The sequence below is a fragment of the Lentzea roselyniae genome (assembly GCF_039537795.1).
Classification (GTDB): domain Bacteria; phylum Actinomycetota; class Actinomycetes; order Mycobacteriales; family Pseudonocardiaceae; genus Lentzea; species Lentzea atacamensis.
The window spans coordinates 24458-45551 of sequence record NZ_BAABBE010000024.1 but is presented as its reverse complement, the minus strand read 5'-3'; the positions used below and the strand labels follow the sequence as shown (position 1 = coordinate 45551).

Here is a 21094-nt window from a genome sequence, read left to right as displayed (position 1 = left end):
GACGGATGGTTACCTGATCTCCGGCACGAACACCGAGCCGGTCTCCCGGATCAGCTCACACGTGTTCGGGAACGTCTCCTGGTAGTTGACCTCGTGGCCCATCCACCTGCCGGTCGCCGACACGGTCACCGGGTCGTAGATGTAGGTGCACAGCAGGCCTGGTTCGCCGGGCAACGCCGCGAAGTCGCCGTTCGCCGCCTCGATCTCGGCACACGCGGCGTCGGCGCTCGGGTGGTCACCGCCGTCCGGGTTGCACGTGAGCGAGTACGCGGCCGCAGCGCTGGTGTTCTGCGGCGTCACGGTCATGGTCAGCTCGCCATCGGCAGCCGCGGCGGTTCCGGCCAGTGGAACCAAGAGGCCGGCACAGGCGAGCGCGGACATGGTCACGATTCGCTTGCTGTTCATGACCGAGGGCTTCCCGCGAACCCAAGGGAGCCAACATATTCTGGCTCGCGTGAAAAACGTCCTACCGTTGTGCGCCGCGGGTTTCGTGACCGCGTTCGGAGCTCACGGCGTCGCATCCGGTTTGGGATTTCTGCAGACCAACCTGCTCGCGCTCGGGCTCCTGCTCGCGATCTACGACGGCGCGGAGATCGTTCTCAAGCCGGTCTTCGGCTCGCTGGCCGACCGAATTGGCCCCCGCCCGGTGCTGCTGGGCGGCCTCGTGGCGTTCGTCGTCGCGAGCGCCGCGTTCGTGCTGATCGACAACATCGCCGTCGCGCGGTTCGGGCAGGGCGTGGCCGCGGCGGCGTTCTCCCCCGCCGCCGGCGCGATGGTCGCCCGCCTCACCCCGGCGGGCGCCAAGGGCAAGGCGTTCGGCCGGTACGGCGCGTGGAAGGGCGTCGGCTACACGGCCGGACCTCTGCTCGGTGGTGTGCTGATCCATCTCGGCGGCTTCGACCTGCTGTTCCTGACCATGGCCGCACTCGCGGCGGCGGTGGGCGCATGGGTGTTGACGGTGCCGGCCCTGAAACCGCTGCCCCGCCACCGGCAGACCCTCGCCGACCTCGCGAAGCGCCTGTCCCACAGCGACTTTCTGAGGCCAACGGCGGCACTGGCGGCGTCGGCGGCCGCACTGGCCACCGCGGTGGGCTTCCTGCCGGTGAAAGCCGCCCAGCACGGCCCGATCGTCACCGGTGCCGCGGTGTCGCTCCTCGCGATCACCGCGGCACTGGTCCAGCCGCGCCTCGGCAGGGCGCTGGACGCCGGACGCGTCACGGCCCGCCCGGGCATCCGCGCAGGCGTACTCACCGCCGCGGCGGGTTTCGTGGCCGCCGCGGTGATCCCCGGACTCGCGGGCGCGCTCGTGGCCGCCCTCCTGATCGGCGCCGGATCAGGAGCCGTGACCCCGCTGGCGTTCGCGGCGCTCGCGACCGCCACGCCGGAGGAACGCCTGGGCCAGACGATGGGCAGCGCCGAGGTGGGCAGGGAACTGGGCGACGCGGGCGGCCCGCTCCTGGTGGGCGGGCTCGCCTCGCTCGCCTCGCTGCCGGCCGGGCTGCTCGGCCTGGCCGCGGTGATCGCTCTTACGGCTTGGTGATCTCCAGCTGCAGCTCGGTGACCCAGTCCGCGGGGTCGCCCACGCCGTAGTTCAGGTAGACCTCACGGGCGAACCCGTTCTGCTGGTAGCCGTGAGCCTCGACCCACTTCGCCACGGCCTGGTACGTGACGTCGACGTCGTCCATCGTGCCCCGGTGCACGATGGTCGCCGCCTCCGCCAGCGCCGGCAGGTCCACGACCTCGAAGTCGTACGCCGGGGACGGGTCGGCCGACACCGTCATCCCCGCGTGGACCAGCACCTGATCCCCCTCGGCGGGCTCGTACGTGGCGATCCCGTACCCGGTGATCGGCACCCCAGCGCGCTCCAGGCGCGCCATCAGCTCCGGGTACAGCGGCTGGATCACGGGCCCGATGTCCTCGGGCCCGTACGACGCGGCGGTAGCCGTCAAACGGGCGATCCGCGCAGCCTCGACCGGCTTCACAACAACGTCGTCAGTGGGCATTGCGCCTTCCCTTTCAATGGCGCGGAGACGTGCTTCAACCCGCCGCAACCGCGACTCGTCCGCGAGAATCTGCTGCCTCAGCTCGGCACGCCGCAACGAAAGCATTCCGTGCAACTGTTCAACGGAAAGCTTTTCGTCGAGCACGATTTTTACCTGGTCGAGCGTCAGACCGAGATCTTTCAACGCGACCAGCCGGTTGAGCCGCCGCAGCTGCGCAGCGGTGTAGAAGCGGTAGCCGGACGACGGGTCCACGTGGGCCGGTGGGAGCAGCCCGACCGCGTCGTAATGGCGGAGCATCCGCACCGACACACGCCCCAGATGGGCGAAGTCTCCGATGGTGAACATGACTGCTCCTGTGTAGGGGCTGACACGGTGTCAGGGTCAAGAAATGATGGTTTGAGCAACGCACCGGGTGCGCATCCTGGGGCGTTGACGAGAGGTGGCACATGACGTTCGCACATCCGGCGTTGTTCTACTCCGACGAGGAGTCCTACATCGACGGGACTGTTCCGTTCGTCGTGGAAGGCCTGGCCAACGCCGAGCCCGTCGCCATCGCGGTGCCGAGCCACAACCTGACCCTGCTCAGGGACGCTCTCAGCAGGTTCGCGCACCTCGTGACGTTCATCGACATGACAGACACCGGCCGCAACCCCGGCCGGATCATCCCCGAGCTCCGCGCGTTCGCCGACCGGCAGCGCGGGGCCGTGCGGATCATCAGCGAACCGGTGTGGAACCACCGCACCGAGGTCGAGTACCCCGCGTGCGCGCTGCACGAGGCGCTGGTGAACTACGCGTTCAGCGGCCGTGACCTCAGCATTCTCTGCCCGTACAACACCTCGGTGCTGCGCCACGACGTCCTGGCCGATGCCGAGAAGACCCACCCGATCGTGATCGACGCGGGCGGCCACCGTCCCAGCGACCACTTCCATCCCGCACGGGTCGTCCTCGCCGCGCACTCGCTGCCGTTGCAGACACCGGTGGACGCGGCGAGCACGTCGGCCGCGGCCGGAGCGATGGCGGCGGTGCGGGCGTTCGCACGTGAGCAGGCCTTCAAGCTGGGGCTCGCGCAGGACCGGGTGGACGACTTCGCCCTCGCGGTGACCGAGCTCGCGACGAACAGCGTGCGGCACGGCGGCGGCGAGAGCACCGTCCGGGTCTGGGCGGAAAGTGAAAGTATTGTTTGCCAAGTCAACGACAACGGGCACATCACCGATGTGCTGGCCGGCCGCACCCCTGTTCACGCAAACGAACCAGGCGGTCGCGGTCTGTTGCTGGTGAACCGTTTGGCGGACCTTGTGCGCACCCAAACGACGTCGTCCGGGACCGCAATCCAGGTCAGATTCGATCTGGCCAACAAAAAGGCAACGTGATCGACATACATTCGGGCGTGTTCGTTATAGCTTGAGCACGTGCACGACGAGGAAGCGACGGAAATCGGTTACACGGGGGCGCGTTTCGGGTCCCCGGCGACCCGTAGACGACTGCGCGCCGAACGTACTCACGACACGAGCGGTGCGGAGACGCAACAACTGCCCCGTCAGCAACCGTTGCGCCAACGCCCGCCGGAACCGCCACCGGAGTGGCCGATGCAGGAAGAAGAACCACCCCATGTCCCCGCGCGGGACAGCGCTCTCGTTCGTCCGTACGCCCGCACCGGCGGCCGTACGGCGGCCCGTCACGACCTGCGCCTGGAAACGCTGCTCTCCACGGACGAGGACCGCCTGTACCGCGCGAACAACGACCAGGCGGCGATGATGCGGCTGTGCCTGCAACCGCGGTCGGTCGCCGAGATCTCCGCGCTCATGAAGATCCCGCTGGGTGTCACGCGGGTGCTGCTCAGCGACCTGATCACGCTCGGCCTGGTCGCCGTGCACGAGCCGAGCGCCCAGCCGAACCTGTCGCTGCTCGAACGCGTCCTGTCCGGTCTGCGTCGTCTCTAGGGCCGGTGGTAGCCACCCGTTCGCCGACGAGCAGGATCACCGGGGGTCGCCGATAATGAGATCGTGGCGACCCCGAACGACGAGACGTCAGACCCGATCACCAAGCCCGTGCCGGTGTCGGGAAGCGAAGCCGCACCGAAGAAGCTGCGGCCCACGAGAATCAGCGGCACCTGGATCGCCGTGCTGATCGCGATCGTCGTGCTGATCTTCCTGCTCGTCTTCATCCTGCAGAACGGCGGCACCACGACCATCCGCATCATGTGGGGCCAGTTCAGCCTTCCGCTGGGCGTGGCACTGCTGTTCGCGGCGATCGGCGGTGCGGTGCTGGTCGCGACCGTGGGCGCGGCCCGCATCCTGCAGTTGCGGCGTCAGGCGAAACGGCTCACTGGTCGTCCCTCGACCTCATCACCAGCTCGACGCGAGAGCTGATTTCGAGCTTCCGGAAGATCTTGCGCAGGTGGAAGTTCACCGTGTGCGGTGACATGAACAGCTGCGTGGAGATCTGCCGGTTCGTCTGGCCCTTCGCCACGAGGTTCGCGATCGCCCGTTCGGTGTCGTCCAAACTGGACCATCCGGACGCGGGGCGCACCGGTGCCGCTCTCCTGCGCCTGCCGAGCTTGCGCAGCCGTCCCAGCACCCGCGCGCTGTCGCGGGACGCGCCGATCTCCCGGTACAGCTCGAGCGCGTTCTCCAGCGCCTTGACCGACGCGGCACGCTCGGAGGTCGTCAGCAGCACACCGAGGTCCTCGGACGCGTTGGCCCGCGCCCACAGGTCGCGGTGCTGCTGCGACGCCAGTTCCAGCAGCGTGGCGTCACCGTCGAACAGGCCGCGCGCGTGCATCGCGGCCGCCGCCACCGCGCGGAACCCGGGGTTCTCCTCTGCCAGCCGCTCCACGCGGTCGACGACGGCCTTGGCCAGCCGCTCGTCCCCCGCCTCCACGGCCCGGCGCACGAACCACCCGGCCGCACGGGGTTCCTCGGCGAACAGGCCCGACGACACCAGGCCCGGATACTCGTCCGTCAGCTTCGCCATCGCCTTGTCGAGCCCGAACCCCACGTGGGAGACGAGAACGTCGGCCCACTGGTAGTAGGCGCGCGAGAAGACGATCCCGTCGACCGGCACCTGCCCGCGGTAGCGCTCGACGTGTTCGATCGCGGCGGGGAGGTCACCGGTGTGGATCGCGACCATCGCGAGCACCGTCAGCGCCGGTGCCACCAGCGCGGTGTGCCCGGTCTCCTCCGCCACCGACAGCGCGTTGCGCGCCTCGACCGACGCCTCCTCGATCCGCCCGGCCTGCAACAGGATCCGCGCCTGCACGACCGAGGTCATGAGCTCCTTGGTCACCGCCGACGACGGCCCGCTGCGCGCCCGCCGCACCACGCTGTCGGCCTCCGCGAACTCCCGCAGGCCGGAGTGGAGCGTCGCCAGCAGCAGCTGCGGATACGCGCACAGGTCGTACGAGGTCACGGACTGCGCGGCCTCGCGCGCCAGCTCCAGTGCCGCGCCTGGCTGTCCGGTGTCCCGCGCGATCGCCGCGAGCACCGCCAGCGCGGTGGCCAGCACGTCGTCCGGCAGGCCCGTGTGGGTGCGCACGACCGTCTCGGCCAGTTCCTCCGCGCGCTGCCGGTCGTGGCCGAGCAACGCCATCATCCGGGTGATCTCCACCCACGGCGCCAGTTCCGGCGGCAGATCGGGTTCGTCCAGCAACGCCTCGCAGATCTCGGCCGACTCGGCGTGCTGCGCGCCCAGCGCCGTCGTCATGGCCACGCAGTGCCGCAGCTTGGCGGCGGGCGCCGGGGGAACCTGGCGGGACAACGCGTCCTGCGCGAGCGCTTGCGCCGCCGTGAGCTTCCCGGCCGCGATCAACGCCCGGACCGCGATGACCGTTCGATGCACCAGCGAACCCGACGCCTGGTCGGTGAGCTCGAGTGCGCGGACCGCGAGCTCGGCGGCGGCGTCCGGCGCGTTCCACAGCACGGCTTTCGCGGCGGCGACCAGGCCGTCGATCGACCGCACGTCACCGCGCTGGGCGCCGTGCAGGAGGTGCTGGGCCGCCACGACCGCGGAGTCCCCGCGCCCGAGCAACATCTCTCCGGCCTCGCGGTGCAGCGCCCGCCGCACCGGTGGCGGCACCGAGTCGGCGACCAGCCGCCACACCAGCTCGTGCCGGAACGCCAGGCGGTCGTCGAGCGACGTCACCACGCCCGCGCCGATGACCTCGTCCAGCGCCGGCAACAGGATCGCCGTGCTGGAGGCGAGCATCTCCGCGACGTCACCGGGTTCGAAGCGCGGGCCGAGCACCGACGCGACCTGCAGCAGGTGCCTCGCTTTGCCGCTCAGCGAACTGACGCGGTCGCGCAGCAACGCCTCGGTGCGGCGCGGCAACCGGTCGGAGCGCAACGACGCGTGCTCTGCCGACACCTCGACCTGATCGTCTTCGCGCAGGGCGGTGAAGAGACTGATCAAGGCGGCGGGATTTCCCTGCGCCGTCGAGGCCAGTGCCCGGAGATCGTGATCCGGGATTCCGCCGGTGAGGTCGGCGACGAGCTCCGCGATCACGTTGTCCGTCAACGGGCGCAGCTCGATCCGCACGGCACCGCGCGCGGCGGCGGCCGCGAACAGTCGGTCCGCGCCCTCGCCGCAGCGGCGGGCGAGCAGCCAGACGACCTTCTCGTGGGTGGAGGCCGGTAGCAGCGAGCGCAACGCGGCCAGGGTGCCTGGCTCGGCCAGGTGGAGATCGTCGAGCACGACCAGGGTGGGACCGTCCGGTTCACGTTCTGCCAGACGGGCCAGCAGAAACGGCTGATCCAGCTCGTCCTGCGCGGTGGCGACGTCGAAACCGCGGCGTGCGGCGACCGCGGCGGCCTCGGCCAGCAACCGCGTCTTGCCGGTTCCCGCCGCGCCGTCGACCAAGACCACACCGGTGCCCGCTTCCAGCACACCGTTCAGGAGCTCTCGTTCTCCCTCACGGCCGCGGAACACCCCGTCCCGATTCCCCGACACCCATTTTTCCTTTCGCTCCGCGGCGGCGGAGAACACACGCTGCACTACCACAACGCCCGTACCGCGACCAGCCCTGAGGCGGTCTCCCTAGGCCGTCCGGATGACCAGGTGAGGCCGCTTCCCGGCTGCCGCTACCCGTTCGAGTAGTTGCCCGGCGGATCATACGGGCCGCAGACGTGTTGAGACGCCCATAGCGTAAGAACCTCTACCTGGGCAAGTGGCGCTGTTTCTCCTAGCATCAATTCCGCTGATCCATTCACCACCGGATTGCGGGGAGATCTTGAAAAACCGGCTGAAAGTGTGGTGTGCCGGAATCAGCGACCAGGTGACGCCGGGCACGACCACCGTGCTGGAAGGCGCTCCCGGGACGGGCAAGACCGCGGTGGTGGACGATCTCGCCGCGCGCTGGGAGGCCTGCGGCAGGCAGGTCGTGCGGGCGCGCGGCAGTGCCCTCGAGGGCGATCTTCCGTTCGGGATCGTGGCCCAGCTCTTCGACATGGCCGACCCCGCTCTCGTGCCACCGGAGGCTCTCGGGGCGCTCCAGCTGACCGCGCCGGCCGCCGACTTCGCCGTGCTGCACGGCGTGTACCGGCTGGCCACGGCGCTCGCGGGCACGTCAGGGCTGCTCATCGCGGTGGACGATGCGCACTGGGCGGATGCCGCGTCGTTGCGCTGGCTCGCCTACCTGGCTCTGCGCGTCCAGCGTCTGCCCATCGCCCTGGTGCTGGCCGTGGGTGCGGGTGAGCGATGTGACGACGCTTCTTATGGCGAGATCATGGCCACGTGTCGTCGCGTGACGCTGACCAACCTGTCCGCGGACGCCATCGCCGGGCTCATCACTCCGGCACCCGCCCCCGAGTTCGTCGCCGCCTGCTTCGAGGCGACCGGTGGCAACCCGCTGACCGTGACGCGGCTGCTCGCGGCGTTGGAGGAGGACGGGGTGCCGCCGACCGCCGAGGCCGCGTGGCAGGTGGCCCAGCGCGGTGCGGAGGTCTCCGCCGGTGTCATGGCGGACTGGCTGCGCCGTCGGCCCGCCGCTGTGGTGGCGGCGGCGCAGTGCATCGCCGTGCTGGGACCGTCGCCGCATCCCGGCGTGCTGGCGGAGCTGACCGGGCTGGGCCCGGTCGAGCTGACCGAGTCCGTTCGGACGGTCGAGCTGCTGGGCGTGGCCGGGCCGGCGGTTCTCCACGACATGCCCGGACCCGCGCGGGCTGCTTTGCATCTGCGGGCCGCACGGTCGCTGCGCGCGCACGGCGCGTCGGACCGGGTCGTGGCCGATCATCTGCTGGAGACCTCGCCGGGGCTGGAACAGTGGGCGGGCGAGGTGCTCGACCGGGCCGCGCAGGAGGCGGTGAACCAGGGCGACACGCCCGGTGCCGCGCGGTTGCTGTGGCGGGCGCTGCGCGAACCGGTGGCGAACCCGTCGCGGGCGTTGCGGCTGCTGGGTGTGGCCGAGCTGGTCGGCAATCTTCCCGGCGCGACCGCCCGGCTGCGCGAGGCGTTCCAGTCCGATGAGGACGATGAGGAGTCCGCCGTCGCGTTGTCCTACGCCCTGCACGCAGAGGGAAAGCCCGCCGAGCTGGCGGCGGTGCTCTCGGGCGGTTCGCCGTGGGCGCAGGCCCACCTCGCCGTGCACGGGCTGGCGTGGCAGGAAGCCGTGCCGTCGTCGGTGTCGCTGGACACGCCCGCCGGGGTGCTGCACCACGTGATGGTCGGTGACATCAGCGCGGAAGAGGCTGTTTCGTTGGTGTCGGCCGACAGCACGATGTCCGCGCTGGCGTCCGCGATGATCCTCAACCTGGCCGACGCGCTGGACTCGGCGCTGACCGTGCTCGACGACGTGGACCGCGCGCAGGCACCGGCGTTGCGCGCCCTGACGTACGTGATGCGCGCGAACGTCCAGCGCCGCAAGGGAGATCTCGTCTCCGCCCGCGCCGACCTGACGCTCGCCGGCGACCACCTGCGGCAGGACGGGCGCTGGCTCGCGGTGTCGACCTGGCACGCCGCGCTGCTCGCCGACATCCTGCTGGAGGAGAGCCGCACGGACGAGGCCGCCGCCGTGATCGCGGCGGCGTCGACCGACGAGGCTCGGCAGATGTGGACGTACGGCGGCCTGCTGACCATCCGCGGCCGGATGCAGACCGTGCGCGGCGACGACCACGAAGCGCTGGAGTCGTTCCTGGCCGCCGGACGGCACTGCGAGGCGTGGCCCTACCGCAATCCCGCACCGCTGGCGTGGCGTTCCGGAGCGGCCTTGGCTTATGCGGCACTGGGTGACGGCGAACAAGCGCGCAAGTTCGCCGACGAAGAGGTGTCGTTGGCACGCGCGTGGGGTGCGCCGCGCGCGCTGGGCATGGCATTGCGCGCGGCGGGCCGGGTCACCGCGGGCACCGCCGGTCGGACGTTGCTGGAAGAGGCCGTGCGGGTGCTTCGGACCTCCCCCGCCCGTTTGGAGCTGGCGCGCGCGTTGGTAGACCTTGGTGTTGTTCTGCGGCGTCAGGCCGACACGTCCGGTGCGCGCGCCAGTTTGCGTGAGGCTTTGGATCTCGCGCAGAAGTGCGGGTCTTCCGCGATGGCCGCGCGGGCGTACTCCGAACTGGTCGCGACGGGCGCCGGCCCCCGCCGCCTGCGCCAGACCGGTCCGACCGCGCTGACCCCGGCCGAGCACCAGGTGGCGGCGCTGGCGGCACGGGGACGGTCCAACGAGGAGATCGCCTCGACGTTGCTGATGCCCGCGGACACCGTCGAGGGCGTGCTCTCCGGGATCTGCCGCAAACTGGGCGTCTCCAGCCGTTTGCAGCTTTCGGAAGCACTCGATGGTCACACTGGTTCGGACCCGTTCGGCCGATAGTTTCTGTTACGACGATCGGCCTATGGTCCTGCTCATGGCGAGCGACTTGCAAAGACGCAAGGTGTCGGTGGTGTTCGGCGCGATGGACGCCAACGGCGACGGCTACCTGGACGAGACCGACTTCCGCGCCCTCACCGCGCGCTGGGTGTCGTTGCGCGGCGGCGACGAGGAACTGCTGTCCGGCGTGATGATGGGCTGGTGGGCGACGCTGCACGCGATCGCGGGCCAGAACCGCGTGACCATCGACAACGTGCTGAGCATCGTGGACGCGCTCCCGAAGACGCCGGAAGCCGTCACCGACACCGCCGACGCGATGTTCGCCGCCGTCGACGAGAACCACGACGACTACATCTCGCGGTCCGAGTACCAGACGATGATCACCGCCTGGCTCGGCCACGAAGGCGTCACCGACTTCGCCGCGCTGGACTCCGACGGTGACGGCAGGCTCTCGCGCGAGGAGTTCGCCCGTCTGTGGCTGGAGTTCTGGGCCGGCGACGACCCGGACGCCGCCGGCACCTACGTCTTCGGGCCGGTCTGACGGAGCACGGCGAGACGACCGGACTTCACCGAACCGTCCTCGTGCCACGAGCCGGTGACCACGCCGATCGCGTCCCCCGGCGTGCTTTCCGGGACGATCCGCCGGTCCAGGTCGATCGTGACCGCCTCCGGGACGAGTGGCGCACGGATCAGCCGGCCGCGCGCCTCTGCCGGACCGAACCCGCTGCGGGCAGCCGGATCCGATGTCCCGCCGGTGGCGACCAGGCCGAGGATCGCGGCGATCCACACCGGATCCGTCACCGCGTCGTAGATCCACCGCGTACCCAGCACGCTGTGTTCGGCGGTCGTGACGAGCGCGCCTCCGGCGAGCGGCGCGGGACGGTACGTCAGCGGCACCTGGTACACCGCCTCGCCGTCCCGGAGCACGTGTGTTTCCACGCCGACCTGGCCGGCCGGGTCCTCGAAGCGGAGGAAACCGACCGGCCGCGGTGAGCCTTTTCCGTCGTACCACGGCTGACCCGCCAGCCAGGCGGGCAGGAAGTCGCGGAACGACGGGGTCAGCGTGGCGCCGGCGTGAATCTTCCCCATGCTGTGCAGGCTAGGCGAGCACCTGTTCGCGCAGGATGTCGGCGTGCCCGCAATGCTGCGCCAGCTCGCGCAGCACCTGCAGGTACACCCAGTGCAGCGTGCGCGGCCCGAACCGGTGGCCGGTCACGACGGCGTCCAGCGGCAGGTCCGCGACCGCGGTTCTCGCGGTGGCGCAGGCTTCCCGGTAGGCCGCCGTGACCGAGGCGATGGTGTCGCCGGGGTCGAGCCGGAAGGATTCGTCCGGCCTCTGCACCAGGCCGAGCTCCCGGCGCGACGTGCCACCGACGCACTCCTCGAACCACACCCGCTGCATCCACGTGACGTGCTTGAGCAGCCCGAGCAACGTGGTCGCCGACGGGACCAGCCGGCGGCGGGCCTGTTCCTCGGTGAGACCGTGAAGAGTCGCCTCGATGGCGCTGCGACAGTCCTCTATGAACGCTTCGAGCTGTACGCGGTCCCCGTCCAGCGGTACATCGAACACACCCATCAGAGTCTCCCGTCCGGCGGCGGCGTCGACTCTAAGCATGCACGAGGGTGAAGAACTCCTGACGTGACGCGGGGTCCGACCGCAGCAGGCCCTGCAGCGCCGACGTGACGGTGCGGGATCCGTTGACCCGCACGCCTCGCAAGGCCATGCACAGGTGCTCCGCCTCGATCACGACGCCGACTCCCTTGGGGCGCAGGTGTTCCTGAAGCCAGTCCGCGACCTGTTTGGTCAGTCGTTCCTGCACCTGCAGGTCGCGCGCGAACATCTCCACGACCCGCGCGAGCTTCGACAGGCCCAGGATTCGTTCGCCCGGCAGGTAGCCGACGTGCGCGACACCGTGGAACGGCAGCATGTGGTGCTCGCACAACGACTGCACCGGAATCCCGCGTGCCAGCACGAGCTCGTCGTAGCCCTCGTCGTTCGGGAACGTCGTGAGGTTGAAGGCCCTCGGCGTCAGGAGTTCCGCGTACGCCTCGGCGACCCGGCGCGGTGTGTCCGCCAGGTGCACCGAGAACGGGTCCTTTCCCAGCGCCTTCAGCAGGTCGGTCACCGCATGCCGGGCCGCCTCCGTGTCGATGACGGGATCGGTCATCGGCTGGCCAGCCTGGACAACGCGAGCGCGCCGACCAGCAGACCGACGTCGCGCAACGCGACGTCGTAGTAGCCGGGCAGGGTCAGCAGGTTCACGATGATGCCGAGCAGCCAGGCGGCGACGACCAGCCCGCCCCACTTCGGCTGCAGCGCGACCAGCACACCGGCCACGATCTCGATCACGCCGACGATGTACATCGCGGCCTGCGGGCTGCCGGGCACGATCGAGTCGACCCACGGCGCCAGGTAGACGGGCCAGTCCACGAGCAGGTTGAAGAACTTGTCCAGCCCGAACAGGATCGGCGCCACCGTGAAGACCGTGCGCAACAGCACGAACGCCTGCGTCGCGGGATCCGTGCGCGTCAGGACTACCATGACTCCTCCTTCTAACGACAACGTTCGCTAACGTTAGAACCACTGGCAGATTTTCGTCAACCGAAGTAGGTTTTAGAGATGGCCGACCCCGTCGCCGCCGTCGCGGCCCTCGACGAGCCGAACCGGCGCAAGCTCTACGACTTCGTGGTGCGCCAAACCGCGCCCATCAGCAAGGACGAGGCGTCCGAGGCCATCGGTCTGCCGCGCACGACGGCCGGGTTCCACCTCGACAAGCTGGTCGAGATGGGGCTGCTGGACGTGGTCCACGAGCGGCGCTCCGGACGCACCGGGCCCGGCGCCGGACGGCCGGCGAAGCTGTACCGGCGGTCGGACGAGCAGATCGAGGTGTCGTTGCCCGATCGGCGGTACGAGGCCGCGAGCCACCTGCTGACCGAGTCACTGCTCGAGGCGGAGAGCACCGGGGAGCCGCCGCGCGAGATCCTGAACCGGCGCGCGTACGAGTGGGGCGAGGACCTGGCGACGCAGGCGGATGGCGACGTCGTGCAGGTGCTGGAGGACCTCGGGTTCGAGCCCCAGGCCGAGGGGGACTCGGTCCTGCTGGGCAACTGCCCGTTCCACAGCCTCGCCCAGAAGCACACCCAGCTGGTGTGCGGGATGAACCTGTGCCTGGTCAGCGGGCTGCTGGACGGGATCGAGGCGAGCAGTCACACCGCTCACCTCGACCCGTCACCAGGACATTGCTGTGTTCGGCTGGATCAGGCCTGAGGATCAGGCGCCGTCTTCCAGGTCGCCCTCGGTCTCAAGGTAGGCGGACCTGAGTGCGTCGAGAGTCGCCGGCTCCGGGTGCTCCCACATCTTGCGCTCCGCCGCCTCCAGCAGCCGCTCGGCGATGCCGTGCAACGCCCACGGGTTCGAGGCCTGCAGGAACTTGCGGGTCTCCGGGTCGAGCACATAGGTCTCGGTCAGCTTCTCGTACATCCAGTCCGCGACGACACCGGTCGTGGCGTCGTACCCGAACAGGTACTCGACCGTCGCCTGCAGCTCGAACGCGCCCTTGTACCCGTGCTGCCGCATCGCCCCGACCCAGCGCGGGTTCACCACGCGGGCGCGGAAGATGCGTGAGGTCTCCTCGGTCAGGGTCCGCGTGCGCACCGCCTCCGGGCGCGTGCTGTCACCGACGTACGCCGCGGGTGCCTTGCCCGTCAGCGCCTTCACCATCGTGACCATGCCGCCGTGGTACTGGAAGTAGTCGTCCGAGTCGGCGATGTCGTGCTCGCGGGTGTCGATGTTCTTGGCCGCCACCGCGATCCGCCGGTATGCCGACTCCATGTCCTCGCGCGCGGCAACACCGTCGACGCCGCGTCCGTAGGCGTAGCCGCCCCACACCGCGTAGACCTCGGCGATGTCGGACGAGTCGCGCCAGTTGCGGCTGTCGATCAACGGCAGCACGCCCGCGCCGTACGCGCCCGGCTTGGAGCCGAAGATCCGCAGCGTAGCCCTGCGCTCGTCGCCGTGCTCCGCCAGGTCCGCGACCATGTGCGCCCGCACGAAGTTCCGGTCCGCCGGCTCGTCCAGTGACGCCACCAGCTGCACGGCATCGTCCAAAAGGGACACGACATGCGGGAAGGCGTCGCGGAAGAACCCGGAGATCCGGACCGTGACGTCGACGCGCGGCCTGTCCAGCTCCTCCAGCGGGATGACCTCGAGGCCCGTGACGCGGCGGGACTGGTCGTCCCACACCGGCCGCACGCCCAGCAGCGCGAACACCTCGGCGATGTCGTCGCCGGCCGTGCGCATCGCCGACGTGCCCCACACCGACAGGCCGACCGAGGGCGGCCACTCGCCGTCGTTCTCCTCGCGGTACCGGGCGAGCAGCGAGTCGGCCATCGCCTGACCGGTCTCCCACGCGAGGCGCGACGGGATGGCCTTCGGGTCGACCGAGTAGAAGTTGCGGCCGGTCGGCAGCACGTTCACCAGGCCGCGCAACGGAGAGCCCGACGGACCGGCCGGGATGTAGCCGCCGTCCAGCGCGTGCAGCACGTTCGTCATCTCGTCCGTGGTGCGCGCCAACCGGGGCACGACCTCGACGGCGGCGAACTCCAGGATCTTCTGCACGTCGGCCGACTCGTGCAGAGTCCGTGCCACGGAAGCGTCCCAGCCCGCGTCTTCCATGGCCTGGACGAGCGCGCGAGCCTGTTCCTCGACGGCGTCGACGTCTTCGCGGGTCGTCGTGGTGAGTCCGAGTGCTTCGCGCAGGCCCGGCAGCGCGGCGACCTGGCCGCCCCACATCTGACGTGCCTGCAGCATCGCGAGCACGAGGTTGACCCGCACCGAACCGGTCGGCGCCTCGCCGAGGACGTGCAGGCCGTCGCGGATCTGGACGTCCTTGACCTCGCACAGCCAGCCGTCGACGTGCAGCAGGAACTCGTCGAACTCCGCGTCGTGCGGCCGGTCGTCCAGGCCGAGGTCGTGGTCGAGCTTCGCGGCCTGGATCAGCGTCCAGATCTGCGCCCGGATCGCCGGCAGCTTGGCCGGGTCCATCGCGGAGATGTTGCCGTACTCGTCGAGCAGCTGCTCCAGCCGCGCGATGTCGCCGTAGCTGTCGGCGCGGGCCATCGGCGGTACGAGGTGGTCGACCAGCGTGGCGTGCGCGCGCCGCTTCGCCTGCGTGCCCTCACCGGGGTCGTTGACGAGGAACGGGTACACCAGCGGCAGATCGCCCAGCGCCGCGTCCGTGCCGCAGGACGCCGACATGCCGACGGTCTTGCCCGGCAACCACTCCAGGTTGCCGTGCTTGCCGACGTGCACCACGGCGTCCGCGCCGAACCTCGACTCGATCCACCGGTAGGCCGCGAGGTAGTGGTGCGACGGCGGCAGGTCCGGGTCGTGGTAGATCGCGATCGGGTTCTCACCGAACCCGCGGGGCGGCTGGACGATCACGACCACGTTGCCGGACTCCAGCGCCGCCAGCACGATCTCGCCGTCCTTGGACCGCGAGTGGTCGACGAACAGCGAGCCGGGCGCGTCGCCCCAGTGCTCCTGCATCGACTCGCGGAAGTCCTCGGGCAGCGTCTCGTAGAACTCCCGGTACTCCGCCGCGGCGATGCGCACGGGGTTGCTCTCGAACTGCTCCTGCGTGAGCCAGTCCGCGTCCTGCCCACCGGCGGCGATCAACGCGTGGATCAACGCGTCGCCGTCCTGCTCGTCGACGCCCGGCAGCTCGGTGCCGATGTCGTAGCCGTGCTCCCGCATGGCCTTCAGCAACCGTACGGTCGAGGCGGGCGTGTCGAGACCGACCGCGTTGCCGATCCTGGAGTGCTTGGTCGGGTACGCCGACAGCATCACCGCGATCTTGCGCTCACCGACCGGGACGTGCCGCAGCCGCGCGTGCCTGACCGCGATGCCGGCGACGCGCAGCGCCCGCTCGGGATCCGCCACGTAGACGGTGAGGCCGTCGGAGTCGATCTCCTTGAACGAGAACGGAACCGTGATGATCCGGCCGTCGAACTCCGGGATCGCCACCTGCGTCGCGGTGTCCAAAGGGGACAGTCCATCGTCGTTGGAGTCCCACGACTCGCGGCTCGACGTCAGGCACAACCCCTGCAGGATCGGCACGTCCAGCGCCGCCAGCGCCCCGACGTCCCACGCGTCGTCGTCCCCGCCTGCGCTCGCCTTGGCGGGGTTCGTGCCACCGGCCGCCAGCACCGTCACGATGAGCGCGTCGGCCTGCCCCAGCGTCTCCAGCAGCTCGGGCTCGGCGGTGCGCAGCGACGAGCAGTAGACCGGCAGCGGCTTCCCGCCCTTGGCCTCGATCGCGTCGCACAACGCGTGCACGAACGCCGTGTTCCCCGCGACGTGATGCGCCCGGTAGTAGAGCACCGCGACCGTCGGGCCGTCCTGCGCGGGCTCGCGCTCCAGCACACCCCACGTGGGCGTGGCGGCGGGCGCCGCGAACCCGTGCCCGGTCAGCAGGATCGTGTCCTCGAGGAACTTGTGCAGCTCGGTGAGGTTCACCGGCCCGCCGTGCGCCAGGTAGAGGTGGGCCTCGGCGCAGACACCGCCGGGCACCGTCGACAGCTCCATGAGCGCCGCGTCCGGCTGCTGCTCACCGCCGAGCACCACCACGGGCAGCCCGCAGGCCAGCAGCCAGTCGAGCCCCTCCTCCCACATCCTCCGCCCGCCGAGGATGCGCACCACGACCAGGTCGACGCCCTCGACGAGCGCGGGCAGGTCGTCGACGGTCAGTCGCGCGGGGTTGCCGAGCCGGTACTCGGCGCCACTCGCCCGGGCCGACAGCAGGTCGGTGTCGGAGGTCGACAGCAGCAGGATCACGCAGGCTCCATCCCTCGTGGGGTCCTCGCCCCAGGTTGCGGGTGACAGACGAAGCGGAGTTCCTGACTCCCAGCGGTTCGCTGGTCACAGTGGCGGGACCGCGCCGGATTCACACCGGCTTCCTCCTGCGCTTCGTCGTTCGGGCTCACCCTAACCGGCGGGTTACAGTCCGACCTATGCGTACTCACCCGGATGCCTGCCCAGGCGCCGTCGAGCTGCACCAGGCGGCTGACGGCGGCCTCGCGCGCATCCGGGTCCCCGGCGGCACCCTCACGGCAGCTCAGTGGGACGTCGTGCGGCTCGCCGCCCTGGAACTCGGCACCGGCTCGCTGGAGCTGACCTCGCGGGCGAACCTCCAGATCAGGGGCCTCGCGGACGGTCTGGAACTGGGTGCGCGGCTGCGTGCGGCAGGCCTGCTGCCTTCGGACACGCACGAGCGCATCCGCAACATCATCGCGGCGCCGCTGGAGGCCAACCAGGCCCTGGTCGACGCGCTGGACGCGGCCCTGTGCGCGGACCCCGCGCTGGCCTCGCTACCCGGGCGTTTCCTGGTGACGGTTGGCGCGTCGGTCAGCGGCCTCGGCGGCGACTTCGGGCTGGTCGACGACGTGTTGCTGCTCGCAGGGACCGACACGGGTGTGCGTGTTCAGGACCCCGTGGACGCTCTCGTGACCGCCGCCCGTCTCTTCCAGGAGATGCGCGGGGCCGCCTGGCGCCTGTCCGAAGTGGACGGCGGTGTGCGGAAGATCACCGAACACTTCGGTGCCACCGGCGGATCGCGGATCACTCCGGCTGTGACGCCTGTCGCACCTTCGCCGACCACACCGGGTGTGCCGCTGGGACGGCTGGATGCGCATCTCCTCGCGGGTGTGCCGGTGCGGTTGACGCCGTGGCGCAGCCTCGTCGTGCCGGCGGGTACCGACACGTCCGGCCTGATCACCGACCCGGCCTCCCCTTGGCACGGCGTGAGCGCCTGCACCGGCCGCCCCGGCTGCGCGAAGTCACTCAGCGACGTACGGGCCGACGCGCGCGCTTGGGTAGACGCGGCCCACCACACACACGCTCCGGCCGGGGTTCCCCCAATTTCAACTCTAGTGAGCAGGTCTGACATTTCTCGTGGCCAACCGGTCCACTGGTCGGGTTGCTCACGCCGGTGTGGCCGCCCCACCGGCGATGTGATCGAGTTCGTCGCGACCGGCGACGGCTACGAGGAGACCAGGTGACGGAGTACATCAAGGAAGGCGCGGAGATCTACCGCCGCTCCTTCGCGACCATTCGCGCGGAGGCGGACCTCGCCGGCTTCCCGCAGGACGTCGCGCGGGTCGTCGTGCGGATGATCCACTCGTGCGGCATGACCGACCTGACGCACGACATCGCCTTCTCCCCCAACGTCGTGCGGCACGCCCACGCCGCGTTGCTCGACGGCGCGCCCATCCTCTGCGACGCCAACATGGTCGCGGCCGGGGTGACCCGCCGCCGGCTGCCCGCGGACAACGAGGTCCTGTGCTACCTGCAGGACCCGCGCACGCCCGAGCTGGCCAAGCGCATCGGCAACACCCGCAGCGCGGCAGCGCTGGAACTGCTGGCGGACCGCTTCCAGGACGCGGTGATCGCGATCGGCAACGCGCCGACGGCGTTGTTCCACCTGCTCGACCTGATCGCGCAGGGCGCCCCGAGGCCTGCCGCCGTCCTCGGCATCCCGGTGGGCTTCATCGGCGCGGCGGAGTCCAAGGAAGCTTTGGCCGCAACGGATCTGGAGTACCTGGTGGTGCACGGCCGGCGCGGCGGCAGCGCCATGACGGCAGCAGCTATCAACGCGATTGCGAGCGAAGAGGAATGACGGGCAAGCTCTACGGCGTCGGCCTGGGTCCTGGCGACCCGGAACTCGTGACGGTCAAGGCCGCGCGGCTCATCGGGGAAGCCGACGTCGTCGCGTTCCACAGCGCCCGCCACGGCCGCTCAGTGGCCAGAACCATTGCGGAGCCCTACTTCCGCGAAGGTCAGATCACCGAACAGCTCGTCTACCCGGTGACGACCGAGGACACGGACGACTACCAGGGCGAGATCGACCAGTTCTACGAGGAGGCCGCCGCCCGCCTCGCCGCTCACCTCGACGCCGGCCGCAACGTCGTCGTCCTGGCCGCGGGCGACCCGTTCTTCTACGGCTCCTACATGCACATGCACAAACGCCTCGCCGACCGCTACGAGTGGGAGGTCGTTCCCGGCGTGACGAGTGTCAGCGGCGCGAGTGCCGTCCTCGGCACCCCGCTCGTGGAACGCGACGAGGTCCTCACGATCCTGCCCGGCACCCTGCCGCCGGCCGAGCTGGCAGCCCGCCTCGCCGACACCGACTCGGCCGCGATCCTCAAGCTGGGCCGCACCTTCGGCAACGTCAAGGCAGCCCTCGAAGCCTCCGGCCGGCTCGGCAACGCCTGGTACGTCGAGCGCGCCACCACGGGCCGGCAGAAGACCTCGCCGCTCGCCGACGTGGACCCGGACACCGTCCCGTACTTCTCGCTGGCGCTGCTGCCCAGTCACTCCAAGCCCAAGGCGCGCAAGGGCGAGGTGACCGTCGTGGGCCTGGGCCCCGGCGCCACCGCCTGGCTGACGCCGGAAGCCCGCCAGGAGCTGGAAGCCGCCGACGAGCTCGTCGGCTACACCACCTACCTCAACCGCGTCCCCGACCGGCCCGGCCAGACCAAGCACGCCTCCCACAACCAGGTCGAGTCGGAACGCGCCGCCTTCGCCCTGGACCTGGCGCGCCAGGGCAGGCGGGTCGCGGTGGTGTCGTCGGGCGACCCCGGCGTCTTCGCGATGGCCACGGCGGTTCTTGAAGCAGCCGCCGAACAACCGGACGTGCCGGTCAGGATCATCCCCGGAGTCACCGCCGCGAACGCCGTGGCGGCCAAGGCGGGCGCGCCGCTCGGGCACGACTACGCGGTCATCTCGCTGAGCGACCGCCTCAAGCCGTGGGACGTCATCGCCGAACGCCTCACCGCCGCCGCCAAGGCCGACCTCGTCATCGCCATCTACAACCCGGCGTCCAAGGCCCGCACGCACCAGGTCCACGAGATGCGCGACCTGCTGCTCCGGCACCGCGCCCCGGACACCCCGGTGGTGGTCGGCCGCGACGTGGGCGGCCCCGAGGAGGAGATCCGCGTCGCCACGCTGAAGACCCTCGACCCGTACACGATCGACATGCGCTGCCTGCTGATCATCGGCTCGTCGCAGACAGTCGTGACGGACGCGGGCGTGGTGTTCACGCCGCGCCGCTACCCGTCCTGAGCAGCAACGGGGTCGCGAGCAGGAACAGTCCCGAGAGGGTGATCGCGGTGAGCGGGCTGGTGAGTGTCGCCAGGCCGCCCCAGATCACCATCAGGGCGGCCTGAAGGAGTTTGCTGCTGACGCTCCACGTCGTGAGCACCTGCGCGACGCGGTCCGCGGGAGTGCGGCGCAGGCGTTCTGTCGCGAGGATCGGGTTGAACACGCCCATGCACGTGATCAGCAGGCCCTCGACGACGATCACGGTGAGGAGTCCGGGCAGGCCGGGCTGGACCAGCGCCAGCCCGAGCGGGAAGAACGAGCGCGACCAGCCGGAGACGATCATCACCCGGTGCCGGCCGTAGCGGGCGGAGAGCCGGGCGGAAAGACGGGCACCGGCGAAGCCGCCGAGTGCCGGCAGGCCGAACGCCAGACCGTACTGCCAGGCGGGGTAGTGGTACTGGCCGAGCAGCAACACGGACAGCACCGGCACGGTCGCCATGATCAGGCCGCTCACCAGGATCGCGTTGAGGAACAGCCGCCGCAGCGCGCGGTCGCCGACGATGAACCGCCAGCCCGCCAGAAAGCCGGATTCCCGTGTTGCTGCGGGTGCGGCGACGTCACTGCCCCGCAGGCGCAGGATCCCGAGCGCGGACAGCAGGTAGCTGAGCGCGTTGGCGAGGACGGTGACGACCGGGCCGAGCACCGCGACGAGCGCACCGCCCAGTGGAGGACCGGCCGCGGTCGCCACCCAGCTCGTGCCCTCGAACCTCCCGTTCGCGACGAGGAGCTGGTCGCCGCGGACGAGGTGCTTCAGGTACGCGCCGGACGTGGCGGTGAAGGCGATGCTCGCGGTTCCGGAGACGACCGAGACGGCCAGCAGCTGACCGAACGACAACGAGCCGCAGAAGTACGCGAGCGGGACGCTTGCCATCGCGAGGAACCTGGCAAGGTCCATCGCGATCATCACGGGCCGCTTGGCCCTGCGGTCGACCCACGGCCCGAGCGGGAACGCGACGACCGCCGCGACGGCGAGCCCCGCCGCTTCCAGCAGCGCCACGGCGAACGCCGTTGAATGCAGCACCTGGACCGCGATGAGCGGCAACGCCCCGAACGCCATCCACGTGCCGTAAGTGCTGACGGCGTAAGCCGACCACAACCACCGGAAGTTGTGCCCCAATCGCATGCGCCGCATCACATCCC

At 70.3% G+C, this 21094-nt stretch carries 19 protein-coding genes and 1 riboswitch; of the genes, 10 read left to right on the top strand and 9 right to left on the bottom strand.

The genetic code is table 11. From position 1 onward, the window contains the following. Positions 1–9: 9 nt before the first annotated feature. Positions 10–405, bottom strand: coding sequence for an SSI family serine proteinase inhibitor (locus tag ABFX45_RS33410; RefSeq protein ID WP_346134345.1), 396 nt, complete (start codon positions 403–405; stop codon positions 10–12). Positions 406–454: 49 nt separating this feature from the next. On the opposite strand from ABFX45_RS33410, the gene ABFX45_RS33405 reads away from it, so the two are divergent. Further along, the gene (locus ABFX45_RS33405; protein ID WP_325051057.1) at positions 455–1540 is read left to right on the top strand and encodes an MFS transporter; all 1086 of its coding nucleotides are present in this window, start codon (positions 455–457) and stop codon (positions 1538–1540) included. Here the strand turns inward: ABFX45_RS33405 and ABFX45_RS33400 are convergent. Next, a complete protein-coding gene (locus ABFX45_RS33400; protein WP_346134342.1) occupies positions 1527–2348 on the bottom strand; it encodes a MerR family transcriptional regulator in 822 nt (273 codons plus the stop codon). The genes ABFX45_RS33405 and ABFX45_RS33400 overlap by 14 nt on opposite strands. 101 nt (positions 2349–2449) lie before the next feature. Here ABFX45_RS33400 and ABFX45_RS33395 point away from each other — a divergent pair, with 101 nt between their 5' ends. The 3 genes from ABFX45_RS33395 (at position 2450) to ABFX45_RS33385 (ending at position 4372) form a co-directional block, all read left to right on the top strand. Continuing rightward, positions 2450–3373, top strand: a complete 924-nt coding sequence (locus tag ABFX45_RS33395; RefSeq protein WP_346134341.1) for an anti-sigma factor RsbA family regulatory protein — start codon at positions 2450–2452, stop codon at positions 3371–3373. A 39-nt stretch (positions 3374–3412) separates the two neighbouring features. Next, positions 3413–3943, top strand: coding sequence for a DUF742 domain-containing protein (locus ABFX45_RS33390; protein WP_346134339.1), 531 nt, complete (start codon positions 3413–3415; stop codon positions 3941–3943). A 63-nt stretch (positions 3944–4006) separates the two neighbouring features. Beyond that, positions 4007–4372 carry a LapA family protein gene (locus tag ABFX45_RS33385; RefSeq protein ID WP_407656947.1) on the top strand — a complete coding sequence of 122 codons (366 nt, stop codon included), beginning with the start codon at positions 4007–4009 and terminating at the stop codon, positions 4370–4372. On the opposite strand, the gene ABFX45_RS33380 is transcribed toward ABFX45_RS33385, so the two are convergent. After that, positions 4326–6947, bottom strand: coding sequence for a helix-turn-helix transcriptional regulator (locus ABFX45_RS33380; RefSeq protein WP_146231591.1), 2622 nt, complete (start codon positions 6945–6947; stop codon positions 4326–4328). The two genes, ABFX45_RS33385 and ABFX45_RS33380, sit on opposite strands and share 47 nt — an antisense overlap. A gap of 280 nt (positions 6948–7227) precedes the next feature. Here ABFX45_RS33380 and ABFX45_RS33375 point away from each other — a divergent pair, with 280 nt between their 5' ends. Together ABFX45_RS33375 and ABFX45_RS33370 are read left to right on the top strand one after the other, a co-directional pair. After that, positions 7228–9798, top strand: a complete 2571-nt coding sequence (locus tag ABFX45_RS33375) for an AAA family ATPase (RefSeq protein ID WP_346134336.1) — start codon at positions 7228–7230, stop codon at positions 9796–9798. 34 nt (positions 9799–9832) lie between these two features. Continuing rightward, complete coding sequence (locus ABFX45_RS33370) at positions 9833–10336, top strand: EF-hand domain-containing protein (protein ID WP_346134334.1); 504 nt, start codon at positions 9833–9835, stop codon at positions 10334–10336. On the opposite strand, the gene ABFX45_RS33365 is transcribed toward ABFX45_RS33370, so the two are convergent. From ABFX45_RS33365 to ABFX45_RS33350, 4 genes are read right to left on the bottom strand one after another with little or no spacing between them, the layout of a single operon-like run. Then, positions 10315–10884, bottom strand: coding sequence for a maltokinase N-terminal cap-like domain-containing protein (locus ABFX45_RS33365; RefSeq protein WP_112227944.1), 570 nt, complete (start codon positions 10882–10884; stop codon positions 10315–10317). The genes ABFX45_RS33370 and ABFX45_RS33365 overlap by 22 nt on opposite strands. A gap of 10 nt (positions 10885–10894) precedes the next feature. Next, positions 10895–11371: a DinB family protein gene (locus ABFX45_RS33360; protein WP_346134332.1), complete on the bottom strand. Its 477-nt coding sequence runs from the start codon at positions 11369–11371 to the stop codon at positions 10895–10897. Between the two features lie 31 nt (positions 11372–11402). Next, entirely contained in the window at positions 11403–11963 is a 561-nt protein-coding gene (gene folE, locus ABFX45_RS33355) for a GTP cyclohydrolase I FolE (protein WP_109637549.1), read from the bottom strand. Beyond that, the gene (locus ABFX45_RS33350) at positions 11960–12337 is read right to left on the bottom strand and encodes a DoxX family membrane protein (protein WP_346134331.1); all 378 of its coding nucleotides are present in this window, start codon (positions 12335–12337) and stop codon (positions 11960–11962) included. The genes folE and ABFX45_RS33350 overlap by 4 nt, the downstream gene beginning before the upstream one ends. A gap of 78 nt (positions 12338–12415) precedes the next feature. On the opposite strand from ABFX45_RS33350, the gene ABFX45_RS33345 reads away from it, so the two are divergent. Further along, complete coding sequence (locus tag ABFX45_RS33345; protein WP_109637544.1) at positions 12416–13063, top strand: helix-turn-helix transcriptional regulator; 648 nt, start codon at positions 12416–12418, stop codon at positions 13061–13063. A 3-nt stretch (positions 13064–13066) separates the two neighbouring features. On the opposite strand, the gene cobN is transcribed toward ABFX45_RS33345, so the two are convergent. Next, positions 13067–16630 carry a cobaltochelatase subunit CobN gene (cobN, locus tag ABFX45_RS33340; RefSeq protein ID WP_346134328.1) on the bottom strand — a complete coding sequence of 1188 codons (3564 nt, stop codon included), beginning with the start codon at positions 16628–16630 and terminating at the stop codon, positions 13067–13069. Positions 16631–16638: 8 nt separating this feature from the next. Then, positions 16639–16780: riboswitch (adenosylcobalamin (AdoCbl) riboswitch) on the bottom strand. A gap of 26 nt (positions 16781–16806) precedes the next feature. Between cobN and ABFX45_RS33335 the strand changes: the two genes are divergently transcribed. From ABFX45_RS33335 to ABFX45_RS33325, 3 genes are read left to right on the top strand one after another with little or no spacing between them, the layout of a single operon-like run. Next, on the top strand, positions 16807–17853 hold the full coding sequence (locus ABFX45_RS33335; protein ID WP_346134326.1) for a hypothetical protein: 1047 nt from the start codon (positions 16807–16809) through the stop codon (positions 17851–17853). Next, entirely contained in the window at positions 17850–18470 is a 621-nt protein-coding gene (locus tag ABFX45_RS33330; protein WP_109637537.1) for a precorrin-8X methylmutase, read from the top strand. Before ABFX45_RS33335 ends, ABFX45_RS33330 begins: the two co-directional genes overlap by 4 nt. Further along, a complete protein-coding gene (locus tag ABFX45_RS33325) occupies positions 18467–19915 on the top strand; it encodes a precorrin-2 C(20)-methyltransferase (RefSeq protein WP_346134324.1) in 1449 nt (482 codons plus the stop codon). Before ABFX45_RS33330 ends, ABFX45_RS33325 begins: the two co-directional genes overlap by 4 nt. Here the strand turns inward: ABFX45_RS33325 and ABFX45_RS33320 are convergent. Next, entirely contained in the window at positions 19890–21086 is a 1197-nt protein-coding gene (locus ABFX45_RS33320; RefSeq protein ID WP_346134322.1) for an MFS transporter, read from the bottom strand. The genes ABFX45_RS33325 and ABFX45_RS33320 overlap by 26 nt on opposite strands. Positions 21087–21094 lie beyond the last annotated feature (8 nt).